The organism is Mycobacterium sp. IS-3022 (genome assembly GCF_001500065.1).
Classification (GTDB): Bacteria; Actinomycetota; Actinomycetes; order Mycobacteriales; family Mycobacteriaceae; genus Mycobacterium.
Genome location: NZ_LQIN01000049.1, coordinates 160,571 through 185,859 on the forward strand (window position 1 = coordinate 160,571; position 25,289 = coordinate 185,859).

General features: G+C 66.9%; 27 protein-coding genes. 5 read left to right on the forward strand and 22 right to left on the reverse strand.

From position 1 onward, the window contains the following. Positions 1 to 43: 43 nt before the first annotated feature. Together AU188_RS22335 and AU188_RS22340 are read left to right on the forward strand one after the other, a co-directional pair. Positions 44 to 646, forward strand: a complete 603-nt coding sequence (locus AU188_RS22335; protein WP_059165648.1) for a TetR/AcrR family transcriptional regulator C-terminal ligand-binding domain-containing protein — start codon at positions 44 to 46, stop codon at positions 644 to 646. Further along, positions 643 to 1,329 carry a PIG-L deacetylase family protein gene (locus AU188_RS22340; protein WP_059165649.1) on the forward strand — a complete coding sequence of 229 codons (687 nt, stop codon included), beginning with the start codon at positions 643 to 645 and terminating at the stop codon, positions 1,327 to 1,329. The genes AU188_RS22335 and AU188_RS22340 overlap by 4 nt, the downstream gene beginning before the upstream one ends. 9 nt (positions 1,330 to 1,338) lie before the next feature. Here the strand turns inward: AU188_RS22340 and AU188_RS22345 are convergent, their stop codons facing one another. After that, positions 1,339 to 2,112 carry an enoyl-CoA hydratase gene (locus AU188_RS22345; RefSeq protein ID WP_059165650.1) on the reverse strand — a complete coding sequence of 258 codons (774 nt, stop codon included), beginning with the start codon at positions 2,110 to 2,112 and terminating at the stop codon, positions 1,339 to 1,341. Between the two features lie 74 nt (positions 2,113 to 2,186). Between AU188_RS22345 and AU188_RS22350 the strand changes: the two genes are divergently transcribed. Further along, a complete protein-coding gene (locus AU188_RS22350; protein ID WP_059165651.1) occupies positions 2,187 to 3,644 on the forward strand; it encodes an FAD-dependent monooxygenase in 1,458 nt (485 codons plus the stop codon). Further along, positions 3,641 to 4,246, forward strand: a complete 606-nt coding sequence (locus AU188_RS22355; protein ID WP_059165652.1) for a TetR/AcrR family transcriptional regulator — start codon at positions 3,641 to 3,643, stop codon at positions 4,244 to 4,246. The genes AU188_RS22350 and AU188_RS22355 overlap by 4 nt, the downstream gene beginning before the upstream one ends. On the opposite strand, the gene nuoN is transcribed toward AU188_RS22355, so the two are convergent. The 17 genes from nuoN to AU188_RS22440 form a co-directional block, all read right to left on the reverse strand. After that, a complete protein-coding gene (gene nuoN / locus AU188_RS22360) occupies positions 4,243 to 5,829 on the reverse strand; it encodes an NADH-quinone oxidoreductase subunit NuoN (protein ID WP_059165653.1) in 1,587 nt (528 codons plus the stop codon). The two genes, AU188_RS22355 and nuoN, sit on opposite strands and share 4 nt — an antisense overlap. Beyond that, positions 5,826 to 7,394, reverse strand: coding sequence for an NADH-quinone oxidoreductase subunit M (locus AU188_RS22365; RefSeq protein ID WP_059165654.1), 1,569 nt, complete (start codon positions 7,392 to 7,394; stop codon positions 5,826 to 5,828). Before AU188_RS22365 ends, nuoN begins: the two co-directional genes overlap by 4 nt. Then, entirely contained in the window at positions 7,388 to 9,268 is a 1,881-nt protein-coding gene (gene nuoL, locus AU188_RS22370; protein WP_059165655.1) for an NADH-quinone oxidoreductase subunit L, read from the reverse strand. The genes AU188_RS22365 and nuoL overlap by 7 nt, the downstream gene beginning before the upstream one ends. A gap of 7 nt (positions 9,269 to 9,275) precedes the next feature. After that, the gene (nuoK, locus tag AU188_RS22375; RefSeq protein WP_059101064.1) at positions 9,276 to 9,575 is read right to left on the reverse strand and encodes an NADH-quinone oxidoreductase subunit NuoK; all 300 of its coding nucleotides are present in this window, start codon (positions 9,573 to 9,575) and stop codon (positions 9,276 to 9,278) included. Beyond that, entirely contained in the window at positions 9,572 to 10,330 is a 759-nt protein-coding gene (locus AU188_RS22380) for an NADH-quinone oxidoreductase subunit J (protein WP_172799577.1), read from the reverse strand. The genes nuoK and AU188_RS22380 overlap by 4 nt, the downstream gene beginning before the upstream one ends. A gap of 8 nt (positions 10,331 to 10,338) precedes the next feature. Further along, positions 10,339 to 10,884, reverse strand: a complete 546-nt coding sequence (gene nuoI, locus AU188_RS22385) for an NADH-quinone oxidoreductase subunit NuoI (RefSeq protein ID WP_059165657.1) — start codon at positions 10,882 to 10,884, stop codon at positions 10,339 to 10,341. Next, a complete protein-coding gene (nuoH, locus tag AU188_RS22390) occupies positions 10,877 to 12,136 on the reverse strand; it encodes an NADH-quinone oxidoreductase subunit NuoH (protein ID WP_059165658.1) in 1,260 nt (419 codons plus the stop codon). The genes nuoI and nuoH overlap by 8 nt, the downstream gene beginning before the upstream one ends. Further along, positions 12,133 to 14,526, reverse strand: coding sequence for an NADH-quinone oxidoreductase subunit G (locus AU188_RS22395; RefSeq protein ID WP_059165659.1), 2,394 nt, complete (start codon positions 14,524 to 14,526; stop codon positions 12,133 to 12,135). The genes nuoH and AU188_RS22395 overlap by 4 nt, the downstream gene beginning before the upstream one ends. A 94-nt stretch (positions 14,527 to 14,620) precedes the next feature. Then, positions 14,621 to 15,937 (reverse strand): NADH-quinone oxidoreductase subunit NuoF, encoded by a 1,317-nt coding sequence (nuoF, locus tag AU188_RS22400; protein WP_059165660.1) that lies wholly within the window; start codon positions 15,935 to 15,937, stop codon positions 14,621 to 14,623. Beyond that, on the reverse strand, positions 15,934 to 16,809 hold the full coding sequence (nuoE, locus tag AU188_RS22405) for an NADH-quinone oxidoreductase subunit NuoE (RefSeq protein ID WP_059165661.1): 876 nt from the start codon (positions 16,807 to 16,809) through the stop codon (positions 15,934 to 15,936). The genes nuoF and nuoE overlap by 4 nt, the downstream gene beginning before the upstream one ends. After that, the gene (gene nuoD, locus AU188_RS22410; protein ID WP_059165662.1) at positions 16,809 to 18,167 is read right to left on the reverse strand and encodes an NADH dehydrogenase (quinone) subunit D; all 1,359 of its coding nucleotides are present in this window, start codon (positions 18,165 to 18,167) and stop codon (positions 16,809 to 16,811) included. Before nuoD ends, nuoE begins: the two co-directional genes overlap by 1 nt. Further along, complete coding sequence (locus AU188_RS22415) at positions 18,167 to 18,871, reverse strand: NADH-quinone oxidoreductase subunit C (RefSeq protein ID WP_082686748.1); 705 nt, start codon at positions 18,869 to 18,871, stop codon at positions 18,167 to 18,169. The genes nuoD and AU188_RS22415 overlap by 1 nt, the downstream gene beginning before the upstream one ends. Continuing rightward, a complete protein-coding gene (locus tag AU188_RS22420) occupies positions 18,868 to 19,422 on the reverse strand; it encodes a NuoB/complex I 20 kDa subunit family protein (protein ID WP_059101055.1) in 555 nt (184 codons plus the stop codon). Before AU188_RS22420 ends, AU188_RS22415 begins: the two co-directional genes overlap by 4 nt. Further along, positions 19,413 to 19,787: an NADH-quinone oxidoreductase subunit A gene (locus tag AU188_RS22425; protein ID WP_059165663.1), complete on the reverse strand. Its 375-nt coding sequence runs from the start codon at positions 19,785 to 19,787 to the stop codon at positions 19,413 to 19,415. The genes AU188_RS22420 and AU188_RS22425 overlap by 10 nt, the downstream gene beginning before the upstream one ends. Positions 19,788 to 19,953: 166 nt before the next feature. After that, positions 19,954 to 20,355, reverse strand: a complete 402-nt coding sequence (locus tag AU188_RS22430; protein ID WP_059165664.1) for an Rv3143 family two-component system response regulator — start codon at positions 20,353 to 20,355, stop codon at positions 19,954 to 19,956. 15 nt (positions 20,356 to 20,370) lie between these two features. Next, positions 20,371 to 20,904 (reverse strand): YceI family protein, encoded by a 534-nt coding sequence (locus AU188_RS22435; RefSeq protein ID WP_059165665.1) that lies wholly within the window; start codon positions 20,902 to 20,904, stop codon positions 20,371 to 20,373. A gap of 9 nt (positions 20,905 to 20,913) precedes the next feature. After that, positions 20,914 to 21,309 carry a nuclear transport factor 2 family protein gene (locus AU188_RS22440; RefSeq protein ID WP_059165666.1) on the reverse strand — a complete coding sequence of 132 codons (396 nt, stop codon included), beginning with the start codon at positions 21,307 to 21,309 and terminating at the stop codon, positions 20,914 to 20,916. A 47-nt stretch (positions 21,310 to 21,356) separates the two neighbouring features. Between AU188_RS22440 and AU188_RS22445 the strand changes: the two genes are divergently transcribed. Further along, the gene (locus AU188_RS22445; RefSeq protein WP_059165667.1) at positions 21,357 to 21,983 is read left to right on the forward strand and encodes a class I SAM-dependent methyltransferase; all 627 of its coding nucleotides are present in this window, start codon (positions 21,357 to 21,359) and stop codon (positions 21,981 to 21,983) included. 54 nt (positions 21,984 to 22,037) lie between these two features. On the opposite strand, the gene AU188_RS25880 is transcribed toward AU188_RS22445, so the two are convergent. The 4 genes from AU188_RS25880 to AU188_RS22465 all read right to left on the reverse strand — a co-directional run bounded on the left by AU188_RS25880 (position 22,038) and on the right by AU188_RS22465 (position 25,289). After that, positions 22,038 to 22,430, reverse strand: coding sequence for a DUF6285 domain-containing protein (locus tag AU188_RS25880; protein WP_059165668.1), 393 nt, complete (start codon positions 22,428 to 22,430; stop codon positions 22,038 to 22,040). Further along, positions 22,388 to 23,350: a phosphotransferase family protein gene (locus AU188_RS22455; RefSeq protein WP_059165669.1), complete on the reverse strand. Its 963-nt coding sequence runs from the start codon at positions 23,348 to 23,350 to the stop codon at positions 22,388 to 22,390. Before AU188_RS22455 ends, AU188_RS25880 begins: the two co-directional genes overlap by 43 nt. Further along, positions 23,347 to 24,585 (reverse strand): acyl-CoA dehydrogenase family protein, encoded by a 1,239-nt coding sequence (locus tag AU188_RS22460; protein ID WP_059165670.1) that lies wholly within the window; start codon positions 24,583 to 24,585, stop codon positions 23,347 to 23,349. Before AU188_RS22460 ends, AU188_RS22455 begins: the two co-directional genes overlap by 4 nt. Before the next feature lie 92 nt (positions 24,586 to 24,677). Continuing rightward, the gene (locus AU188_RS22465; protein ID WP_059165671.1) at positions 24,678 to 25,289 is read right to left on the reverse strand and encodes a TetR/AcrR family transcriptional regulator; all 612 of its coding nucleotides are present in this window, start codon (positions 25,287 to 25,289) and stop codon (positions 24,678 to 24,680) included.

Consider the following 25,289-nt stretch of genomic DNA (forward strand, 5'->3'; position numbering starts at 1 on the left):
AGTTCTTCCTTCGACCGAGAATTACGATACGGTGGGTAGCGATATGAAATCAGACTCGTCATCGGTTGACAAGGCCTCGGGCGCCGGGCGACCCCGGGATCCGCGTATTGACGCTGCCATACTGCGTGCCACCGCGGATCTGCTTGCCGAAATCGGCTATTCGAACCTCACGATCGCCGCGGTGGCCGAACGCGCGGGCACCACCAAGACCGCCTTGTATCGACGGTGGTCCAGCAAGGCCGAACTCGTCCACGAAGCCGCCTTTCCGGCCGCGCCGACGGCGATCGAGACGCCGCCGGGTGACATCGCCGCCGACATCCGCGCGATGCTCGCGGCCGCCCGCGACGTGTTCTCCAGCCCCGTGGTGCGCGCGGCGTTGCCCGGCCTGATCTCCGACATGGCCGCCGACGCCGATCTCAACGACCGGGTGATGGACCGGTTCACCGGGGTGTTCGTGGCGGTGCGCAACCGGTTGACCGACGCGGTGCAGCGACGCGAGGTTCATCCCGATGTCGACCCGGATCGGTTGGTGGAGGTCATCGGCGGCGCGACCTTGCTGCGGATGCTGTTGCGGCCCGGCGAGCCGCTCGGCGACGACTGGGTCGAGCAGACCGCCGCCATTGTGATCCACGGTGTGGTGACATGACAGACGTGCCCGACGCGTTTCCGACCGACTGGCGCACCGCGCTGGTCCTGGTCCCGCATCCCGACGACCCCGAGTACGGGTGCGCCGCCGCAGTGGCGAACTGGACCGCCGCGGGCAAGACCGTCCACTACGCCTTCGCAAGCCGCGGTGAGGCCGGCATCGCCGGAATGGCACCCGAACAGGCCGGTCAGCTGCGCGAGCGGGAGCAGCTGCGATCGGCGGCCATCGTCGGTGTCCACGACGTCCGGTTCTGGGAGTTTCCCGACAGCGAGATCCGCAACACCGCCGAGCTGCGCGCGAAGATCATCGAGACGATCACCGAGCTCGACCCGGACGTCGTCCTCAGCATCTACGGCGGTCCCGAGTGGGCGCCGGGCGCGCCGAACCAACGCGACCACATCGAGTTCGCCACCGCGGTCCTCGACGCGTATGACAGCCTGCCCGACCCGCCGCGCTGGCTATTCCAGAACGGCCCCGGCGGCACCCACGTCGAGGCCGTCGACGAGGGTTGCTTCGAGCGTGCGGTCGCGTCGCTCGCCGAGCACAAGGTCTATCTGTCGGTGCTCGACCCGCATACGCCTGTCGCAACGCAGGCCCGCAAACAGGTGGAGATGTCGACGCCGCCCCGCCAGGAGTTCGGCGGGCGCCGCACGGTCGAATTCGTCCTGATACGTCGGTACTAGCGCGGGCCCTCAGCGGTCGATCTGGCGCTTGTTGCGCTCTGACACCGCACGGAACTGGTCGCCCAGCGCTTCGAAATCGCGATGCTGTGCGAACGCGATTGCCTCCTCGGCGGCCAACGCCGGATCGATCACCGCGGCCGCACCGGTCGTGTAGATCTCCTTGAGGCCGAGCATGATCGGTCCGGGTACCTCGGCGATCTGTGTGGCCAGTTCGACCGCGCGGTCGAGCAACCGGTCATGTGCGACGACCTCGGTCACCAGCCCGATGCGCTCGGCGCGGGCCGCGTCGACCACCTCGCCGGTCATCGACAGCCGGCGGGCCATCGCGAGCCCGACCACCTGGGGGAGGCGGGCGGTCATGCCGCCGCCGGGCAGAATACCGACCCGAGCGTGGGTATCGGCGAACACGGCCCGCTCGGAGGCGACGAGAAAATCGCAACCGAGCGCCATCTCCAGACCGCCCGTGAACGTCGCCCCGTTGATCGCCCCGATGATCGGCGTACGCATGTTGCCCGTCGCGGCGATGCAGCTCTGTGAGCGGAACTCCTCGAAATAGCTCAGGCCGTCGCGTTGCGCCTCCTTGAGGTCCACGCCGGCGCAGAACGCCGGGTCTGTCCCGGTGAGCACGACGGCGCCGACGGACGCGTCGGCGTCGGCCTCGGTCAGCGCGGTGTACGTGGCTTTGATCAGGCCGCGACTCAACGCGTTTCGTGCCTCGGGCCGGTTGAGTGTGAGAACCCGCACCGGGCCGTGGTCGACGACGAGGACGAGGGCATCGGTCATCCACCGAATCTAGCGTTCGGCCGCCTGAGCGACTATATTCGATTACGAAACGGAGTCGTAAAGGAAATGTAGCCATGAATGATCCCGAAGTCCTCGTGGTCGGGGCGGGGCCCACGGGTTTGGCCGTGGCCTGTGGCCTGTTGATGCAAGGTGTCCGCGTTCAGGTGATCGACAAAGCGGTCGCGCCGGCGACCACGTCGCGGGCGAACTTCCTGCACGCTCGCGGGTCCGAAGTGCTGGACCGCCTCGGCGCACTCGGCGATCTGCCCGATCGGTCAGTACGAGCGATGAGCATCCTGACGTATCTCGGTGACAAGCCGGTCATGCGGATCCGGTTCGGCGACCCCGGCATGCACACCGCGGCGCCGCCGATGGTGATCTCGCAGGCCGCCGTCGAGGGCGCGCTGCGTGACCGGCTCGCTGAGCTCGGCGGCGAAATACATTGGGGCACAGCCCTTGCCGACGTGCACCAGGAGACGGATGCAATCACGGCGGTCACTGACAACGGGGACGCGATCGAGAGCCGCTGGCTGATCGGCTGCGACGGCGCGGCCAGCGTCGCGCGGAGTGCCGCCGACATCGACTTCCCCGGAGTCCGGCTCACCGAACGTTTCCTGCTCGCCGACCTGCGCATCGACTGGGACCTCGACCGCTCGGGCACCACCGGTTGGATACACCGGGACGGGATGATCGGAGCGATGCCGATGCCGGACGGGCTGTGGCGCATCATCGCCTACGATCCGGATGCGCCAACGCAGAAACCGAGTCAGCAAGAGATTCTCGCGCGGTTGGAGCGCATCATCCCCGAGCGCACCGGCCGCCGGGCTCCCATAGAGCACGCCGAGTGGTTGTCGATGTTCAGCGTGCATCGCCGGCTGGCAGCGACATACCGGCGTGGTCGGGTGCTGATCGCCGGCGACGCCGCGCACACTCACGCGCCTTTCGGCGGTCAGGGGATGTTGACCGGCCTCGGCGACGCCGAGAACCTCGCATGGAAGCTCGCTCTCGTCACGGCCGGCCGCGCCGACGAGAAGCTGCTGAACACGTATGAGGCCGAGCGTCGTCCGCTTGCCACCGAGGTGTTGCGCGGCACCAGTGCGGTGACGAAGGTGAATGTGGCGCAGAGCGGGATCGGGCGCTTCATCCGCGACCGCGTCGTGGTTCCGGTGATGAACCTGCCCGCTGTGCAACGTTGGGTGACGTACCGGACGTCGCAGTTGTGGGTGACATACCGTCACGGACCCTTGGCGCGCCGATCGCTGCCGTTGTGCGGGCTGCGTCCGGGCGACCGGGTGCCCGGGGTGTCCGGGGCCGAATTGAACGGACGGTGGGGACTTCTGGGCTCCGATGATGACCTCGCAGGGGTCGCGGTCGAGCACCTCGGTGCCGACCGGATTTCGACGATCGATCGACGCATCGACGGTGACGCGTTGCTCGTTCGCCCGGACGGACACCTGGCGTGGCGCGGGCGCCGACAGGAAGCCTTGCGCCGGTGGCTGACTCGTGCGCTCACGACGGGCACCGTGCGATGACCGCGCCGAGCCGCGGCCGGCCGCGAAGCCAGGAGCTCGACGCCGCGATCATGCGGGCGGCACTGGAGTTGTTCATCGAAAACGGCATCGCCGGCATGAGTATCGAGCAGGTGGCCAAACGCGCCGGCGTCGGCAAGCCGACCATCTACCGGCGATGGTCGGGTAAAGAACCGCTTGTCGCCGACGCGATCGAGGCGCACGTGAGCGCCGATGTGCAGTGGCCGACCCGCGAGGAGATCGCGGCGACGCCACCTCAGGTCTTCGTCCGACGCAACATCGCCGGAGCGGCGCGGACCGCGACCGATCCCCGGTTCCGAGCCCTTGCGGCGCAGATCTACGGCTCTGCCGTGACGCACCCGCAGTTGATGCAGACGTATTGGGACCGCTACATCCTGCCCCGGCGCACCCTCACCATCGCCATGCTCGAACGCGCTCAGCGAGACGGCGCAGTCCCCGTGGACGCCGATCTCGAGGTTCTCGTCGACATGCTGGCCGGCGCCGTGACATACCGGGTATTGCAACCCACTCCGCCGACCGAGAGGCAGATGCGACGCTACCTCGAAGCCGCATACCGTCAGGTCGGCCTGCTCCCGGCCACCTAACGCAGGAACTGATTCGCGTTGTTCGCCAGATCCAGCAGTGGTTGCGGCAGCGCGCCGAGCGCGAACGTGACCGCGGCCGTGGCGGTGACCACGGTGGTGCTCAACAGGCTTGGTACCACCACCGTCGGCGCGTCATCGGGCGGCTCCGTGAAGAACATCAACACGATGACCCGCACGTAGAAGTATGCGGCGATCGCGCTCGCGACGACGCCGACGACCACCAATGCGATCGCGCCGCCCTCGCCCGCGGCCTTGAATACCGCGAACTTGCTGACGAAGCCGCTGGTCAGCGGAATGCCCGCGAAAGCGAGCAAGAACAGCGAAAACACAATGCCGACAATCGGATACCGTCGGCCCAGACCGGCCCACCGGGCGATCGCGGTGGCTTCTTCACCGGCCGCATCGCGCACCAGGCCCACGACCGCGAACGCTCCGACGGTGCTGAACCCGTACGCGAAAAGATAGAACAGTGTCGAGGAGAGTCCGGCCTCGTTCCCACCGATCAACCCGGTGAGCATGAAACCGGTATGCGACACCGCGGAATACGCGAGCATCCGCTTGACGTCCGCCTGGGTCACCGCGGCCACGGTGGCGATCACCATCGTGAGGATGGCGACCGCCCACAGCACCGGACGCCAGTCGTCGCGAAGTCCGGGCAGCGCGACGTAGAACACCCGCAGCATCGCGCCGAACGCGGCGATCTTCGTCGCAGCCGCCATGAACGCCGTGATCAGGGTCGGTGCCCCTTGATACACGTCGGGGATCCAGGAGTGGAACGGTACCGCGCCGACCTTGAACAGCACACCGACCAGCAGCAGACCCGTGCCGATCAGTGCGAGCGAGGTCTTACCCGATCCCGCAGCGACGGCCTCGGCGATGCCGTCCAGGTTCAGCGTCCCCGCATACCCGTACAGCATTGCGACGCCGTAGAGGAAGAACGCCGACGAGAAGGCGCCCAGCAGAAAGTATTTCATCGCCGCCTCTTGCGACAGCAGGCGGCGCTTGCGCGCCAGCCCGCACAGCAGGTACAGCGGCAACGACAGCACTTCGAGCGCGATGAACATCGTCAAGAGGTCGTCGGCTGCGGGGAACAACAACATGCCGCCGATCGCGAACATCGTCAGCGGGAAGACCTCGGTCTGGATGACGCCGGCCTTGGTGGCCAATTGCTCGGCGACGCTGCCGGGCACCGCGGATGCCTGAGGCGTGAACCCGTCCAGGCCGCGAGTGCCGCCGTCGGCGTCGATGTTCGCGCCGTTGTTCGCGCCGACCTGCCGTTCGGCGATCAGCAGCACGCCCAGCACGCCGACGAGCAGGATCGTGCCCTGCAGGAACAGCGCAGGAGCGTCGACGACGACGGCGCCCATCACGGCCGAACGGCCGGCGCCGTGCAGGTCGCGCGCGAGCAGCACCACAGCCACCAGGGCCGCCGCCAGACCGGCGAAGCAGAGCGCCAATTGGCTGGCGTAGCGGCGTTGCCGCGGCAGGAACGCTTCGACGAGGACCCCGGCGATCGCGACCCCGAAGATGATCAACATCGGGGACAGCAGGCCGTATTCGACGGTCGGCGGGGAGAGGGTCATGGTGTCGGCCCTTCCGCGAGTCTGGGTGCAGGGTCAGGCTGGTCGATCGTGGTCAAGGTGTGGTCGACCGCGGGATTGATGACGTCCAGTGCGGGTTTCGGATACACCCCCAACACGAGCAGCAAGGCGATCAGCGGGGTGACGACGACGAGTTCGCGCGGCACCAGGTCTCGCACCCGGGCGTTGCCGTCGGTGACGGGTCCCGTCATCATCCGCTGGTACATCCACAGGATGTAGATGGCCGACAGCACAAGTGCGGTCGACGCGAACACCGCGAGCACCGGGAAGCGGGTGAACGTGCCGATGAGGACGAGGAATTCGCTGATGAACGGGGCCAGGCCCGGAAGCGACAGCGTCGCCAGCCCGGCGACCAGGAAGGTGCCCGCCAGCACCGGCGCCACCTTCTGCACGCCGCCGTAGGCGTTGATCAGCCGGGTGCCCCTGCGCGACACCAGGAAGCCGGCGATGAGGAAGAGTGCGGCCGTCGACAGGCCGTGGTTGACCATGTACAGCGTCGAGCCGGACTGCCCCTGGCTGGTCATCACGAAGATGCCCAGAATGATGAACCCGAAGTGGGAGATCGACGTGTAGGCGATCAACCGCATGACGTCGGTCTGCCCGATCGCGAGGATCGCGCCGTAGACGATTCCGATCACCGCGAGTGTCACCACCAGCGGCTGGAAATACATTGACGCGTCGGGGAACAACTGCAGGCAGTAGCGCAGCATCCCGAACGTGCCGACCTTGTCCATGACCGCCATCATCAGCACCGCGCTGGCCGGTGTCGCCTCGACCGCGGCGTCGGGCAGCCACCGGTGGAACGGCCACAGCGGCGCCTTGACCGCGAACGCGAACATGAAGCCACCGAACAGCATGTTCATCACGGCCGGGTTGACCACGAACTCACCGCTGGATACCGCGGCCACGATCTCACGGAAGTCGAATGTGCCGGCAGCGAAGGCGTCGCTCGAGCCGGTCACCACGTACAGCCCGATCACCGCGGCCAGCATGATCAAACCGCCGAACAGGTTGTACAGCAGGAACTTCACCGCAGCTTTAGAACGATTCTCACCACCGAATCCGCCGATGAGGAAGTACATCGGGATCAGCATCGCTTCGAAGAACACGTAGAACAGCAGGATGTCGAGCGAGACCAGCGACATCAGGACCATGCCCTCGACGGCCAGGGTCAGCGCGAGGTAGGTCTGCACCGAGCGTCCCCGCAGGCCGGTGCGGGTGTCAGCGTCGTTCCATCCGGCGATGATCAGCAGCGGCACCAGCACGGCGGTGAGCACCACGATCGCCATCGCGATGCCGTCGACGCCGAGGATGTAGCCGGTGCCGAAAGACGGTATCCACCGGTGCGATTCGACGAACTGATACTGTTCGCCGCCGGGTTCGAACCGCACCGCGAGCAGTGCGGTGATCGCCAACACCGCAATCGAGACGGCCAACGCGAACCATTTGGCCAGCACCCGCTGCGCGGCCGGCAGCAGGATCACCAGCGCAGCCCCGACGGTCGGCGTCGCCCACAGCACGGTCAGCCAAGGGAAGTTGTTCACCACAGCTGCACCGCCAGCATCGCCGCGACCATCAGAACCGCACCTCCGAGCATCGAGAGCGCATACGAGCGGGCGTAACCGGTCTGCAACCGCCGCAACCCATCCGACACGCGGCTGACCAGACCGGCGAGTCCGCTGGCGGCGCCGTCGACCGCCTCGTCGTCGATCTCGACGAGCCCGCGTGTCAGCACCTGACCGGGCCGCATCAGCACCTGTTCGTTGAATGCGTCGCCGTACAGGTCTCTGCGGGCCGCGACGGTGAGCGCCGATCCGGCCGGGACTTGTTCGGGCACAGGCTTGCCGGCATACATCCGGTAGGCGATGGCGATGCCCACCGCCACCACCGCCAGGATCACCGTCGTCACCACCCACACCGGCGCGACGTGGTGCACCTCATGCGCACCGACCACCGGCTCGAGCCAATGCTCGAGGGTGCCGCCGATCGCGAAGGCCGCGCCGGAGCCGACGGACCCGATGGCCAGCAGGATCATCGGCCATGTCATCACCGCCGGCGCCTCGTGCGGATGCGCGTGGTCGGCCCAACGCTTTTCGCCGAAGAACGTCATCAGCATCACCCTGGTCATGTAGAACGCGGTGATGCCGGCGCCCAGAATCGCCGCGCCGCCGAGGATGAATCCCTTGACGCCCCCCGCGCCGAGCGCAGCTTCGATGATGCCGTCCTTGGAGAAGAAGCCGGCCAGCGGCGGAACGCCGATGATCGCGAGGTAGCCGAGTCCGAAAGTGGCGAAGGTGATTGGCAGCGCCTTGCGCAGGCCGCCGTAGCGGCGCATGTCGACCTCGTCGTTCATCGCGTGCATCACCGACCCGGCGCCCAGGAACAGCCCGGCCTTGAAGAAGCCGTGGGTCAGCAGGTGCATGATCGCGAACGCGTAGCCGATCGGGCCGAGCCCCGCCGCCAGGACCATGTAACCGATCTGCGACATCGTCGATGCCGCAAGGGCTTTCTTGATGTCGTCTTTCGCGCAGCCGATGATCGCGCCGAACAGCAGAGTGACCGCCCCGACGATCACGACACCCAACTGCGCGTTCGGCGCGAGGTCGAACACCGGCCCGGAGCGCACGATCAGGTAGACGCCCGCGGTCACCATGGTCGCGGCGTGGATGAGCGCCGACACCGGCGTCGGACCCTCCATGGCGTCGCCCAGCCAGGACTGCAGGGGCACCTGCGCCGACTTCCCGCACGCGGCGAGCAACAGCAGCAGCCCGATCGCGGTGAGCACGCCTTCGCCGGCTGCGGGGGCGGCGGCGAACACGCCCGCATATGAGATCGACCCGATGTAGGCGAACATCACCATCATCGCGATGGCCAGGCCCATGTCGCCGACGCGGTTGACGACGAACGCCTTTTTGGCCGCCGTGGCCGCCGACGGTTTGTGGGCCCAGAAGCCGATCAGCAGATAGGACGCCAAACCGACGCCCTCCCAGCCGATGTAGAGCCCGAGGTAGTTGTCGGCGAGCACCAGCAGCAGCATCGCCGACAGGAACAGGTTGAGGTACCCGAAAAACCGCCGCCGCCCGGGATCGTCGGCCATGTACCCGATCGAGTAGATGTGGATGAGCGAGCCGACGCCGGTGATCAGCAGCACGAAACACATCGACAGCTGGTCGAGTTGCATGCCGAAGTCGACCTGCAGCCCCCCGACCGGCACCCAGGAGAACAGCGTCTCGTGAACCGTGCGGTGCTCGGCGTCGCGGCCCAGCATGTCGGTGAACAACACGACGCCGACGACGAAGGAAGCGAGCGCCGCCGCACAGCCCAGCAGGTGGCCCCAGGCGTCGGTCCGGCGTCCGCCGAGCAGCAGGATCGCTGCACCGGCCAGCGGCAGCGCGATGGTCAGCCAAACAGGAATCGTCATCGCCCCTCTAGTGTTTCAGCAGGCTGGCCTCGTCGACCGAAGCCGACTGGCGGGCACGGAAGATGGTCATGATGATCGCGAGCCCGATCACCACCTCGCAGGCGGCGACCACCATGGTGAAGAACGCCACGACCTGACCGTCCAAGTGGCCGTGCATGCGGGAGAACGAGACGAACGCCAGATTGGCCGCGTTGAGCATCAGCTCCACGCACATGAACATCACGATGGCGTTGCGGCGCAGCAGCACTCCGGCCGCGCCGATCGTGAACAGCAGCGCCGACAGGTAGAGGTAGTTGTCGGGATTCATCGATCGTCCCCTTTGCCGTTCGTCGCCACCACCGTCCGCTTGTGCAGAATGGGGCTGACGGACAGGTCTGAACCGGACCCGTCGGGCAGTCGGGCGGCGATGTCGACGGCGTTGTTGCGCGCGAACACACCGGGATTGGGCAATGTCGTCGGATAGCCGCCGGGCCGGAACCGCTCTTCGGCGAGTTCACGCTGGGTTTTGCGACGCTCGAAGCGTTCCCGGTGCGCGAGCACCATCGCGCCCAGCGCGGCGGTGATCAGCAGCGCACTGGTCAACTCGAATGCCCACAGGTGGCGGACGAAGATCAGCGCGGCCAGTCCCTCCACATTGCCGCCCGCGTTGGCTTGCGCGAGGCCGGTGAACCCGCCGGCCGAGACGTTGCCGATGCCGCCGATCAGCAGGATGCCGAAACCGACGCCGACGACGGTCGCGGCAACCCGTTGCCCGCGAATCGCTTCCACCAACGACTCCGAGGAGTCGACGCCGATGAGCATCAGCACGAACAGGAACAGCATCATCACCGCGCCGGTGTACACCACCACCTGCACGACACCGAGGAACAGCGCGCCCTGGGCGATGTAGAACACCGCCAGCACGATCATCGTCGTGGCCAGGAACATCGCCGAATACACCGCTTTCGGCGCCGATATCACCCCGAGCGCACCGAGCACCGCGATCGCGCCCAGCACCCAGAACAGCACGGCCTCGGTGGTCGTGGTGTGGCCGGGATTGTCGGCGGTCACGGCCGCGATCATGTCCAGCCTCATCGCACGTCCTCGGTGACCTTCTCCGCCTCCTGCGTGGCGGGTTCGACGTTGCCCAGGTAGTAGTCCTCGTCGGTGCTGCCGGGCGCCATCGCATGCGGCGGCGGCAGCATGCCCGGTTGCAACGGCGCCAGCAGCTTGTCCTTGCCCCAGATGAGGTCGGCGCGGTTGTCGTCGGCCATCTCGTAGTCGTTGGTCATCGTCAGCGCGCGGGTGGGACAGGCCTCGATGCACAAGCCGCAGCCGATGCAGCGAAGGTAGTTGATCTGGTAGACGCGGCCGTAACGCTCGCCGGGGGAATAGCGTTCGTCTTCGGTGTTGTCGGCACCCTCGACGTAGATGGCGTCGGCGGGGCAGGCCCAGGCGCACAGTTCGCAGCCGATGCACTTCTCCAGCCCGTCGGGGTACCGGTTCAGTTGGTGGCGGCCGTGATAACGCTTCGCGACGGGTCCCGGCTTCTCCGGATACTCCTCGGTGATGGGCTTTTTGAACATGGTGCCGAACGTGACCGCGAAGCCCGCGATCGCGTCGAAGAACTTAGGCATGTGTCTTCTCCTCTGGAGCAAGCTCCTTGGTTGCGGTCGGCTTCTCGGTGACCGGCAGCGGCGGTGTGGGGAAGACTTCCGGATCCAGCTTCTGTTCAGGGATCGCGCGGACGTTTCTGCGGCGCGCCGAGCGCCACAGCGCGGCGACGACCAGCAGCGCCACGATGGTGCCGAGAGACGCCAGCGTCGTCGTCACCTGACTGAAGCCTTCGTTACGCAACGCGCGTGCCGTGGCGACGATCATGATCCAGGCCAACGAGAACGGGATCAGCGCTTTCCACCCCAGGGCCATGAACTGGTCGTAGCGCATCCGCGGCAGCGTGGCGCGTAACCAGAAGAACAGGAACATGAACGCCCACACCTTGGCGACGAACCAGAGCAGCGGCCACCAGCCGGTGTTGGCGCCGTCCCACATGTTGATCGGCCACGGGGCGTGCCAGCCGCCGAGGAACATGGTGGTCGCCAACGCCGACACGGTCGTCATGTTCACGTACTCGGCGAGCATGAACATCGCGAACTTGATCGACGAGTACTCGGTGTGGAAGCCGCCGACGAGTTCGCCCTCGGCTTCCGGCAGATCGAAAGGCGCACGGTTGGTTTCGCCGACCATCGAGGTGATGTAGACCAGGAACGACGGCAGCAGCAGGAAGATGAACCAGGTGCCGTCCTGGGCGGCGACGATGCCGGACGTCGACATCGTCCCGGCGTAGATGAACACGGCCACGAATGACAACGCCATCGCGATCTCGTACGAGATGACCTGTGCGCTCGAGCGGATCCCGCCGAGCAGCGGGTACGTCGATCCGGACGCCCACCCGGCCAACACGATCCCGTACACGCCGATCGACGTCGCCGCGAGAATGTACAGCACCGCGACGGGCATGTCGGTCAGCTGTAATGCCGTGCGGTGACCGAAGATCGAAACCTCGCCGCCCATCGGGATGACCGCGAACGCGATGAACGCGGGAACCGCCGAGATCACCGGCGCCGCCAGGTAGACGAACTTGTCGACTCCGACGGGAATCAAGCCCTCCTTGAGCGCCAGCTTGACGCCGTCCACCAGTGATTGCAGTAGGCCTCTGGGCCCGACGCGGTTGGGGCCGTACCGCATCTGCATGCGTCCCAGCAGTTTGCGCTCGATCAGGATCGCCGCGAGGACCGACAGCATCAGGAACGCGAAGATCGCGACGGACTTACCGACGATCAGCCACCACGGGTCGTGTCCGAACAGTGTTGGATCGGGATGGATCACGGCTCGGCCCGCCCGATGGACACGACGTCTCCGGTCGAGACGCCCAGGCTCTGGTGCACGGCCGAACCTGGGGAGTTCAGCGGTAGCCAGAGCACCCGGTCATCCATGTCGGTGATGGCCAACGGCAGCGTGATCGATCCGCGCGGTGTCCTCGCGGTGACCAGATCGCCTTCCGCCGCGCCGATTTCGGCGGCCGTCGCCGCGGAGAGCCGCGCGACGGGTGGGCGTGCCGTGCCTGCCAGGTGTGGCTCACCGTCCTGCAGGCGGCCCTCGTCGAGCAGCATCCGCCAACCCGCGAGCACGGCCTGCCCGGCGACCGGTGCAACCGGCTTCGACGGTGAAATGTCCGGTGCGACCGGTCGTGGACCCGGCCACAGGCCCAGGCGCGACATCTCGTCGCCGGCCGCCGACGCGTTCGGCAGGTTCAGCGCCACTCCGATCTCGTCGGCCAGGAAGTTCAACACCCGAAGATCTGGGATCGCGTTCGTCTTCAGAGACGGCTGGAACGGGCGAAGGCGGCCTTCCCAGTTCAGGAACGAGCCGGCCTTTTCCACCACCGGTGCGATGGGGAAGACGACGTCGGCGACCGCGGTGACCGCGCTCTCCCGAAGTTCGAGGCTGACGACGAACGGCGCGGACTCGATGGCCGCCAGCGCGGCCTGCGGGTCCGGCAGGTCGGCGACTTCCACGCCACCGATGAGCAGGGCGCCCAGTTCGCCGCTGCGGGCGGCCTCCAGGATCGCCGTGGCGTCTCGACCCGGTGTGCTCGGCAACTCGCCGACATGCCACACGGCCGCCGTCTGCTCGCGGGCCGCGCTGTCGGTGACCGGTCGGCCGCCGGGCAGCAGGTTCGGCAACGCGCCGGCCTCCGTCGCGCCCCGCTCACCGGCGCGTCGCGGCACCCACGCCAGCCGGGCGCCGGTCACCGTCGCCAATCTGCTTGCCGCAGAAAGCGCCCCGGGCGAGTTGGCCAACCGCTCGCCGAGCAGGATGATCGCACCCGGCAGCCTCAACTGCGGGTCGTCGGTCAGAGCGTCGAGGGCATCGGCCTCGCCGCCGGGTGCCGCCGCGACCAGTCGACCGCGCAGCTTCGTCAGGCTCCGGGTGGCGAACGGTGCAACGGAGATCACCTGCAGCGCCTTCTTGCGCACAGCCTTGCGCAGCCGCAGGAACACGATCGGCGATTCCTCTTCCGGCTCGAACCCGGCCAGCAGGACAGCCGGTGCGTTCTCGAGGTCGGTGTAGGTGACCGTCATCGGTTGCCCCGCGATATGCGCGGCGAGGAAGTCCGCTTCCTCGGAACTGTGCGGCCGGGCGCGGAAGTCGATGTCGTTGGTGTTCAGCACGATCCGCGCGAATTTCGCATAGGCGTAGGCGTCTTCGACGGTCATCCGGCCGCCGACCAATACGCCGGCGCTCCCGGTTGCCGCGGCCAAACCCTCACCAGCCACCGCAAGCGCCTCGGACCAGGATGCGGGCCGCAGCTTGCCGTCCTCGTCGCGGATGAGCGGGGTGGTGATGCGGTCACCCTGGGTGGTGTAGGTGAATGCCCATCGGCCCTTGTCGCAGTTCCACTCCTCGTTCACCTGGGGATCGTCACCGGCCAAGCGGCGCATCACCTTTCCGCGGCGGTGATCGGTGCGCTGGGCACATCCGGACGCGCAGTGCTCACACACGCTGGGACTCGACACCAGGTCGAACGGCCGGGCCCGGAAACGGTAGGCCGCTCCGGTCAGTGCGCCGACCGGACAGATCTGCACGGTGTTGCCGGAGAAGTACGACTGGAACGGCTCGCCCGGCGCGATGCCGACCTGTTGCAGTGCGCCGCGTTCCAACAGATCGATGAACGGGTCGCCGGCGATCTGCTCGGAGAAGCGGGTACAGCGGGCGCACAGCACGCACCGCTCGCGATCCAACAGCACTTGTGAGGAGATGTTGATCGGCTTGGGAAATGTGCGCTTGACGTCTTCGAAGCGAGTCTCGGCCCGACCGTTGGACATTGCCTGGTTCTGCAGCGGGCACTCGCCGCCCTTGTCGCACACCGGGCAGTCCAGCGGATGGTTGATCAGCAGCAACTCCATGACACCCTGTTGCGCCTTGTCCGCGGCGGGGGAGGTGTATTGCGTGTGCACCACCATGTCGGGCGTACACGTCGTTGTGCATGATGCCATCGGCTTGCGCTGACCCTCCACCTCGACGAGGCACTGCCGGCAGGCGCCCACCGGATCGAGCAGTGGATGGTCACAGAACCGGGGGATCTGGATGCCGATCAGCTCGGCCGCGCGAATCACCAAGGTGCCCTTGGGCACACTGACGTCCACGCCGTCGATGGACAGGTGCACCATCTCCACCTCGGTGGCCGCGGTGCCGGTGTCGGCTGTCTGCGTCATCGAGCCACCCCCCTCCTGTGGCGAGCAGACGCGAACTGCCCATTTTCCGGCCTGTTTCGGGGCAGTTTGCGTCTGTTCGCGCAATGAAGCGTCATCACACCCCCGCCGTTTCGGTCGCCATCAACGTGGAGGCGTACGGATCGAACGGACACCCGCCTTGAAGATGGTCGATGTACTCGTCGCGGAAGAACTTGATCGACGACATGATCGGCGACGCCGCACCGTCGCCCAGCGCGCAGAACGACTTTCCGAAGATGTTGTCGGAGATGTCGAGCAACTTGTCGATATCGGCCTCCGTGCCGGCCCCGGTCTCGAGGCGTTCATAGATCTGCGCCAGCCAGTAGGTACCTTCTCGACACGGCGTGCACTTCCCGCACGATTCGTGGGCGTAGAACTCCGTCCAGCGACGCACCGCCCGCACCACGCAGGTGGTCTCGTCGAAGATCTGCAGCGCCTTGGTGCCCAGCATCGTGCCCGCCCCGGCCATGCCCTCGTAATCCAATGGCAGGTCGAGGTGTTCGTCGGTGAGCAGCGGGGTGGACGAGCCGCCCGGCGTCCAGAATTTCAGCTTGTGGCCGGCGCGGACCCCACCCGCGTACTCCAGCAGCTCGCGCAGCGTGATGCCGAGCGGCGCCTCGTACTGGCCAGGGTTGGTGACGTGACCCGACAGCGAGTAGAGCGTGAAGCCCGGCGACTTGTCCGAGCCCATCGACCGGAACCAGTCGATGCCGTTGCTGACGATCGGCGGCACGCTGGCGATCGACTCGACATTGTTGACCACGGTGGGGCAGGCGTACAGCCCGGCGACCGCGGGGAACGGTGGGCGCAGCCGCGGCTGACCGCGGCGGCCCTCCAACGAGTCCAGCAGCGCAGTCTCCTCGCCGCAGATGTATGCGCCCGCGCCCGCATGCACGATCAATTCCAGGTCGAAACCCGAACCGAGGATGTCGTTTCCGAGGAAGCCGGCTTCGTGGGCTTCGGCGACCGCGGCGTGCAGCCGGCGCAGCACGGGCACCACCTCACCGCGAAGGTAGATGAACGCGTGATGCGCCCGGATCGCGTAGGCCGCGATGATCGCGCCCTCCACGAGGAAGTGCGGCGTCGTCAACATCAACGGGATGTCTTTGCACGTACCGGGTTCCGACTCGTCGGCGTTGATCACCAGGTAGTGCGGTTTCGCGCCGGCGCCGGTGTCGTCCTGCGGGATGAATGACCACTTCGTGCCGGTGGGGAAGCCGGCGCCGCCACGGCCGCGCAGGCCGGACTCCTTGACCAGCGTGATGACGTCGTCGGGATCCATCTTCAGTGCCCGCTCGAGTGCGCCGTATCCGCCGTGGCGCCGGTAGGTGTCCAGCGACCAGGGTTCCGGTTCGTCCCAGAACTTGCTGAGCACAGGGGTCAGGTCTGTCATGCGCGCGAATCCGTTGCGTCCGGGTTGGTTTCGGTGGTATTCGGTTTCGGCGGCACCGTAGCCGCCGGGCCGGGTGCCGGTGCGTTCTGAGTGGCTTCCGCCGCTGCCTTCTGGTCGTCGGGTGCGCCCGTCGACGCCGCCTCGGCACCGGCTTCGGGAGCCTGCATGCCGCGTTCGCGGGCCACCCGCAGACCCGCGAGCGTGGCGTCGCCGACCTTGCCGTTGCCCGACCGTGGATCCGGCAGGCCCGCGAGCGTGCGCGCGGTTTCACGGAAGGTGCACAGCGGCGCGCCCCGGGTCGGTTCCGGAGGGTCACCGGCACGCAACCCGTCGACGAGTTCGCGTGCCGACGAGGGCGTCTGGTTGTCGAAGAACTCCCAGTTGACCATCACCACCGGCGCGTAGTCGCATGCCGCGTTGCATTCGACATGCTCGAGCGTGACGCTGGGGCTTCCATCAACTGACGGCGTCGTCTGCCCGGCGCGCACTCCCAGATGGTCCTGCAGCGCTTCGAGGATCGCGTCGCCGCCCATGATGGCGCACAGCGTGTTGGTGCAGACGCCGACCAGGTAGTCGCCGGTCGGCGTGCGCCGGTACATCGAGTAAAAGGTGGCCACCGCGGTGACCTCGGCCTCGGTGAGGTCCAACTGCTTGGCGCAGAACGAGATTCCGGCGGGTGTCAGGCAACCGTCCTCGGACTGCACGAGGTGCAGCAGCGGCAGCAGCGCCGAACGAGACTGCGGGTAGCGCGCGATGATCTTCTCCGCGTCGGCGGCGAGTCGCGCGGTGACATCGTCGGGATACGCCGCCGGCCCGTGGATCGGCGGGCCGGGTTCGTCGGGTCGCTGGCCGAGCTCGAGGAAAATGCTCACTAGCGGTCCACGCCCCCCATCACCGGGTCGATCGACGCCACTGCGGTGATGGCATCGGCGACCATGCCGCCCTCGCACATCGCGGCGACGGCCTGCAGGTTGTTGAACGACGGGTCCCGGTAGTGCACCCGGTAGGGGCGGGTGCCGCCGTCGGAGACCATGTGCACGCCGAGTTCGCCTCGCGGAGACTCGATCCCGACGTACACCTGACCGGCGGGCACGCGGATCCCCTCGGTGACGAGTTTGAAGTGGTGAATCAGCCCCTCCATCGAATGGCCCATGATTTTCGCGATGTGTTCATTGGAGTTGCCCAGCCCGTCGGGACCGACCTCCAGGTCCGCCGGCCATCCCAGCTTCTTGTCCTGGATCATCACGGGTCCGGGCTTCAGCCGATCCAGACACTGCTCCACGATCTTCAACGACTCGTGCATCTCCTTCACCCGGATCAGGTACCGGCCGTAGGAGTCGCAGCCGTCGTCGGTGATCACGTCGAAGTCGTATGTCTCGTAGCCGCAATAAGGTTGGGCCCTGCGCAGGTCGTGCGGCAGCCCGGTGGAGCGCAGGCACGGACCGGTGATGCCCAGCGCCATGCAGCCGGTCAGGTCGAGGTAGCCGATGCCTACCGTGCGGCCTTTCCAGATGTAGTTCTCGTTGAGCAGGTCCTCGAGATCCTTGAGCCGCTTGGGCATCAGCTCGAGCAGATCGCGAATCTGCGGGATGGCCTCGTCGGGCAGGTCGACGGCGACCCCGCCCGGCCGGACGTAGGCGCTGTTCATCCGTAGGCCGGTGACGGTTTCGAACACCGACAGGATCAGCTCACGCTCGCGGAAGCCGTAGAACATCGCGCTCATCGCGCCGAGTTCCATGCCGCCGGTCGCGAGTGCGACCAGATGCGAGGAGATCCGGTTGAGTTCCATCATCATCACGCGGATGACGCTGGCCCGCTCCGGGATCGCGTCGGTGACGCCCAGCAGTTTCTCGACGGCCAGGCAGTAGGCCGTCTCGTTGAAGAACGGCGACAGGTAGTCCATCCGCGTAACGAACGTCACGCCCTGCGTCCAATTGCGGAACTCGAGGTTCTTCTCGATTCCGGTGTGCAGGTAGCCGATTCCGCAGCGAGCCGAGATGATCGTCTCGCCCTCGATCTCGAGGATGAGCCGAAGCACGCCGTGAGTCGAGGGGTGCTGCGGCCCCATGTTCACGACGATCCGTTCACCCGCGTGCGACGCTGCGGCGTCCTTGGCGGCCTGCACCACCTGGTCCCAATCCTGGCCGCCGACAACGACAACCGTCTCGCCGTCGGACGCGCCCGCCGACGATGCGCCGCCCTGCGCGGGCGGAACGTGGGAAATGCTCATCAGTTGTAGGCCCTCCGTTGATCGGGCGGAGGAATCTCGGCGCCGTGGTACTCCACCGGGATGCCGCCCAACGGGTAGTCCTTGCGCTGGGGGTGACCCACCCAGTCGTCCGGCATCTCGATTCGGGTCAGCGCGGGATGGCCGTCGAAGATGATGCCGAAGAAGTCGTAGGTCTCGCGTTCGTGCCAGTCGGTGGTGGGATAGACCGCGAACAGCGACGGAATGTGTGGGTCGGCGTCTGGCGCGGCGACCTCCACGCGGATCCGTCGGTTGTGCGTGATCGACATCAGGGGGTAGACCGCGTGCAGTTCACGTCCGACGTCGTCGGGATAGTGCACTCCGCTCACGCCCAGGCACAGCTCGAAACGCAACTGCGGGTCGTCGCGCAGCGCCGCAGCCACCGTCGGAAGTTGCTCGCGCTGAACCTCCAGGGTGAGTTCGTCGCGGTAGACCACCACCCGCTCGATCGACTCCGCCCAGGAGTGGGGGCCGTCCTCACCGAGCACTTCGGCCAGCCGGTCGACGACCTCGTCGAAGTAGCCGCCGTAGGGCCGCGGCGAACTGCCTGGCAGCGCCACCGGCCGCACCAGCCGGCCGTAACCCGAGGTGTCGCCCGACCCCTTGGCCCCGAACATGCCGCGGCGCACGCCGATGATCTCGGGTGCTCCACCTCCGCCGGTGCCGTTGCCGTTGGTCGCGCTCACCGCAGCAGCCCTTTGAGCTCGATGGTCGGGGTGACGGCCAGTGCGGCCTGCTCGGCCTCGCGGATCGCCTCCTCGCGGTGCACGCCGAGCGGCATCTCCTGAATCTTGTCGTGCAGCTTCAGGATCGCGTGCAACAGCATCTCCGGACGTGGCGGGCAACCCGGCAGGTAGATGTCCACGGGTACGACGTGATCGACGCCCTGCACGATCGCGTAGTTGTTGAACATGCCGCCCGATGACGCGCAGACCCCCATCGCCAGCACCCATTTCGGCTCGGCCATCTGGTCGTAGATCTGCCGCAGCACCGGCGCCATCTTCTGGCTGACCCGGCCGGCCACGATCATCAGGTCGGCCTGCCGGGGCGTCGCCGAGAACCGCTCCATGCCGAAGCGGGAGATGTCGAACCGCGGACTGGCCGTTGCCATCATTTCGATCGCGCAGCAGGCCAGCCCGAACGTCGCAGGCCACAGCGAGCCCTTGCGGATGTAGCCCGCCACCTTCTCCACGGTGGACAGCAGGATCCCGCCGGGCAGCTTCTCCTCTAGTCCCATGCCAGACCTCCTCGCCGCCAGACATAGGCGTAGGCCACGAACACCGTTGCCATGAACAGCAGCATCTCTACCAGCGCAAACAGCCCCAGGTTGTCGAAGGCGACGGCCCACGGGTAGAGGAACACGATCTCGATGTCGAAGATGATGAACAACATCGCGGTCAGGTAGTACTTGATGGGAAACCGCTGGCCGGTCGGCTGGCCGGACGGGCCGCCGTGCGGCACCGGCTCGATGCCGCATTCGTAGGCCTCGAGCTTGGCCCGGTTGTAGCGCCGCGGGCCGACCAGCAGAGCAATGGCGACCGAGCCGACCGCGAACGCAGCCGCGATAGCGCCAAGCACCAGGATTGGCGTGTACAAATCCATACCGAGCAAACGCTCCCTCGTGGGCTGTTCGATGTGAGCTTACCCACACCCTAGCGGGCTTTGGGATGCGCGCCACACCTTTTGGTTAGTATCGCTATAAGCAACACCTGGCTATGCCGTCGTGCCATCGATAGGCAAGGGCGACAGGCGATTACGCGTTTTCCAGCTATTGCGCCGGCGTGCGCAGAAGCGACGCCACGGCATCCCCGAGTCGGATCGGGTCGATCGGGTGTGGCACCGCGGCTTCGGCGCGCGACCAACGGGCCAGCCACGCGTCATCCGCTCGGCCGGTCAGTACCAGGATCGGTGGACAGTTCGCGATCTCGTCCTTGAGCTGCTTGGCGATTCCCATGCCGCCGGTCGGGGTGGCCTCGCCGTCGAGGATCACCAGATCGAACCCACCCTGGTCCATCTGACGGATCACCATGGGGCCGGTCGCCACCTCGAAGTAGGTCAGCTCGGGCAAATCCGGATGCACCCGCTTGCCGAGCGCGAGCCGGACCTCTTCCCGAGTCCTGGGGTTGTCGCTGTAGACGAGGACCCGCAACGGACGCGATGACTCGACCATGCGGTGATGGTACGGCTAGCCGCCGTGGCGGAACACCAAGTCGCCGGAGATCGTCGCCTTGTCGCCGATCATGCCCACCAGGTTGCCGTCGACGCCGAAGTCCTGCCGGTTCACGTCGGCCTTGGTGATGAGCCGCATCGCGCCGTCACCGACCGGGGTCACCTTGGTTCGCAGCGTCAGTGGTTTGGTCGTGTCCTTGATGGTCAGTTCGGCGCGCAGGTCGATGGTGTCGCCATCGACCGCGTCGGCGCCGGAGATGACGGCGGTGATCACCGGAAACTTCTCGGCCTCAAAGAAATCCGCGGAGTGCAGGTGCTCGTCACGTTTGCGGATTCCGGTGCGCAGCGACGCGGCCTTGATTTCGATGCGACCGGAAACCGTTTGCGGAGCGGTCAGTTGGCCCTCGCCGCTGAACTCGGTGAATTTGCCTTTGACGGGCACAAGGCCCCACATCGACTTGGTCTTGACCGCGATGGTGGACCGGCCGGGGTCGAGGGTCCACGTGCCGGTCGAGCCCGGATCGCTGAAAAACTCGCTCAGGCTTGCCATGTCATCTCCTCACTGTTTGGTCGACTCGAGCAGTGGGGCGATCTCCGCCGGGTCGAAGTACTCGTCGATTCGGCTGATCAGCCCGTTGGCGCCCAGCTTGATCACGATGCCGACGCGCATCGCGATGACCCCGCCGTTGTGTCCGGTGGCGTGCAGGACGTGTTGCTGGACGAACCCGCCGTCGAACAGTTGACGGTCGAGGATCTCGTAGCGGCGCTGTGTCGTGGTGTCGATGAACCAATCGAGGACCCGCAGCGCCCGGTCCTTGTCGCGTTCGCCGTCGGCGACCTTCCAGACCACGATGTCGTCGTTCCAGAGCCGGCGAATCGTGTCGTGGTCGCCGGACTCGATCGCCCCGAACAGGCGGTCCGCCACCTCGGCGACGGTGTCGTCGGCAACGGTCACGGGTCCTCCTTGACCTCAAGACTGGTTGAGGTTGAACACTGGCGGTCATGGATGTGACACCTACTCTCTCGCTATTCGACGACGCCTACAAGAGCGGCACCGCGCCGTGGGTGATCGGCGAACCTCAGCCCGCGATCGTCGAACTTGAACAGGCGGGCTTGATCCGCGGGAAGGTGCTGGACGTCGGCTGCGGCGCCGGCGAGCACACGATCATGCTCACCCGCCTGGGATACGACGTGGTGGGAGTCGACTTCGCGCCCTCGGCGATCGAGTTCGCGCGCAGGAACGCCGCGGCCAAGGGCGTCGATGCGCGGTTCGAGGTCGCTGACGCGATGAACCTCGGAAACCCGGATTACGACACCATTGTCGACAGCGCGCTGTTCCACATCTTCGACGAGGCGGACCGGGCGCGGTATGTGCGCAGCCTGCATGCAGCGTGTCGGCCGGGTGCGCTGGTGCACGTGCTGGCGCTGTCGGACCGCGGCCGCGGATTCGGTCCGGAGGTCAGCGACTCCGACATCCGCGGTGCCTTCGGCGACGGCTGGGTGCTGGAGGCCCTGGACAGCACGACATACCGCGGCGTCATCGGTGAGCCGCACGTCGAGACCTTCGGTAAGCCCGCCGGCTCGATGGTGGACGAACCGGCCTGGCTCGCCCGCGTCCGCCGGGTCTGACAGCGATTTGTGGAGTCTCACCGGCGCTCACCGCCGCTGCGGCTCCACAAATCACTAATAACCGGGGTGGTTGACGTCGAGTCGGTGGCGCACGATGGTGCGCAGGACGGGCAGCACGTCGGCCGCTCGGCCGTCGAGTTCGCCGGCGCGAATCGCGGCAGCCAGCTGCGGCTCGTCGCGATAACCGATTCCGGCCAACGCGTCGGTGACTTCACCGGCCGAGGTGTCCAGTAGCTCGCGTTCGACGATGCGCAGCACATTGGCGGCCACCCGGGCGTGGAAGTTCACCTGCCCCGCGTCGGCGGACCCGCCATCGGGCCTGGTGGCGTTGCGCACATCGTTGTCGAGGAAGCCGGCGACGGCGGCGACGAGCTCCGCCGCGGTCGGCCGGCCGTACAACCAGCTCACCTCGGACCGCCTCCTTCGAGCAGATCCAGTACGTCCCATTCGGTTTCGCTCACCCGCCGGCCGATCGCGGCGAGCTCGACGGATTCGGCCTGTCCCGACAGGTGGCGTTCGGCCTGGAACCGGCAGATCACGCCCCAGCGCAGCGTGGCGACGGTGAGCCACCATCGGAACGCGTCGCGGTCGAGCGTCTCACCCGACGCCGATTCGTAGGCGCGCAGGAAGGTTTCGACGCTGCCGAGCCCGCCGGCCCCGAGTTCCTCGGGCGCGTTGAAACGCCACGCCCGGATGCAGAACCAGGCCAGATCCTCGTACCGCTCGCCGAGATGGACCAGTTCCCAGTCCAGGACCGCGGCCAACCCGCTGTCATCGACGATCAGATTGCCCATCCGGAAGTCGCCGTGCACCAGCACCTGGCGCGACGGCGGCGGCCGGTGGGCGGCCAGCCAGCGAAATGCCCACTCGAAAGTGGCGGTGGTGTCGCCCATTTCGTCGAGCCGGTCCTGCCACTCGGCGAGCTGATCCGACGCCGACAGCCCAGCACCCTCGTGGTCGGCGCGGTGAATGGCGGCCAACGCGTGCGCGCACTGGTGCAGCAGCCGCTGCCGGCCGGTGTCGTCGAGCGCGCGGTGGATACGCCGGACGATCGTCTCGCCGCCGATGGCCTCGCAGATCAGATACGGATTACCCAGCGCGGCATGCGAGTTGTCCGCGGCCAGGATGTGTGGCACCGGCGCCCCGGCCGCCGCGGCGCGTTGCTGCACGCGCGCCTCGAGCTCCATCGAGGCGTGCACATCGTCGGGCGGGCCGGTGCGCAGGATCAACGCCCGCGTCGCGTTCGACGTCACCGCGTCGAACGCCCACGTCGTGCGGCTCGCCCCGCCGGTCAGCGCACGCAGGTTCTCGACGGCGACGTCGTCGCCGACCACCGAGCGCAGGACGGCCTCGAGCCGATCCTTCACTTGCGCCCGAACCCGAACAGCCGCTGTGCGACCCGCCGGATCTGAATCTCCTCGGCGCCCTCGGTGATCCGATAGCGGCGGTGGTGGCGGTAGATGTGCTCGAACGGCTCGTGGCGGCTGTAGCCGACCCCGCCGAACACTTGCATCGCGCGGTCGGCGGCCTCACACACCAACCGGTTGGCGCGGTAGTTGGCCATCGACACCTTGTCCGAGACCTCCATGTGGTGGTTGCGGTCCAATTCGGTGGCCGCGTAATACACCAGCAGCCGGACCATCTGCGCCTCGGTCTGCAACTCGACCAGGGGCCACTGAACGGCCTGGTTCACCGCCAGCGGCTTGCCGAAGACGCTGCGCTCTCCTGCGTATGCGACCGCGCGGTCGATGCAGTACTGCGCCGCGCCGAGGCTGCTGGCGGCCTGGCGGATCCTGTTCTCGTGCAAGAAGGTCTGGCCGACCTCGAGTCCGCGGTCGATTTCGCCGAGCACCGCCTCTGCAGGCACCCGGACATCCGTCAACTCCACCTCGCCGTGATCGGTCGGCATGTTGAACGTCCACCAGTAGTACGGCACGGTGAAACCCGGGGCGTCGGTGGGCACGAGGAACGCGGTGATGCCGCGGGCCTGCCCGGGTTCGCCCGAAGTGCGGGCGAAGACCAAGTCGTGAGTGGCGCGGTGCACGCCGGTGTTGAACCGCTTGGCGCCGTTGATGACCCAGTCGTCACCGTCACGAACGGCGACCGTCTCCAGCCAGGTGGCGTCCGAACCGTGGTTGGGTTCTGTGAGGCCGAAGGCCATCGACCGGTCGCCGGTGATCAGCGCCTCGGTCCACTCGGCCTTCTGCGTGTCGGTGCCGAACCGGTCCATCATGATGACCTGCGGGAAATTCCCGACGATCGACGACTCGTCCTGCAGATCGTTGTGTAGTCCGAGACCCTTGTGCGCCAGATGTTCCCGGATGACCGCCATGTCGATGTTGCTGCCGTCGCGGCCTCCGAACTGTGACGGCAGACCGTAGCGCAGCCACCCCGCCTTGTCTGCGCGTCGACGCATCTCGCCGAGCAGGTCCTCCCACTCCCGCCGCGGGATGCCGCCGTTGTCCCAGTCGGTGCGGGCGTGTTCGCGGCGCTTGTCGAAATATTGAATGTGGTCGCGTTCGAGCGGTTTGATCTCGGCCTCGATGAACGCGTCCATCTCGGCGAGCAGTTCCGGCAGATGGTCGGGCAGAGCGAAATCCACAGTGATTCCTTTCAGACTTTCGCCGAGTGCACGGTTGTTGACGTGTCTACTCGCGCTTTGTGTACAGCAACCGTGCGCTCGGCGGGGGAGGACTAGAACCCATACAGCGTCTTCTTCCAGATCGTCGACAGCGTCGCCACAGCGTCCTCGTCGGTGATCTCGACCCCGAGCCCCGAGGTTCCGACGAAGACCGTGGTGAAGTTCTCGAACAGCAGCGCGATCGCCGCCGCGGTGTGTTCGGGGTTGAGCTCGGCGGCGTAGCCCTGGTCCTGCGCCCGGCGCACCGAGGCGGCGACGATGTCCATCCCGAAGCGACGGAACTCGTTCTGCACGGCGGCGAATCGAGGTTGGGTAGCCGCGAGTTGCGCGACGGCGATCATGATGCCGATGTTCTGTTTGAACATGTTCCAGTAGCCGGTGACCACAGCGCGGAAGAACGCGTCGTCGTCCGGCGACTCCGGCAGCTCGAGGCTGGACCCGGACGGCGCCACCATATCGTGCAGGAACGACTCCGCCAGCGCCGCGAGCAGGTCCTCCTTGTCGGCGAAGTAGCGGTAGAACGCCGCCGGCGACTTACCGGCCGCCGATGTGATGTCGCTGAGCGTCGTACCGTGAAATCCGCGTTCGGCGAACAGCTTCCGCGCCGCCTGCTCGATCGCTTCCCGAGTCTGGCGGCCCTTGGCGCTGAGCGTCTCGGCGGGCAA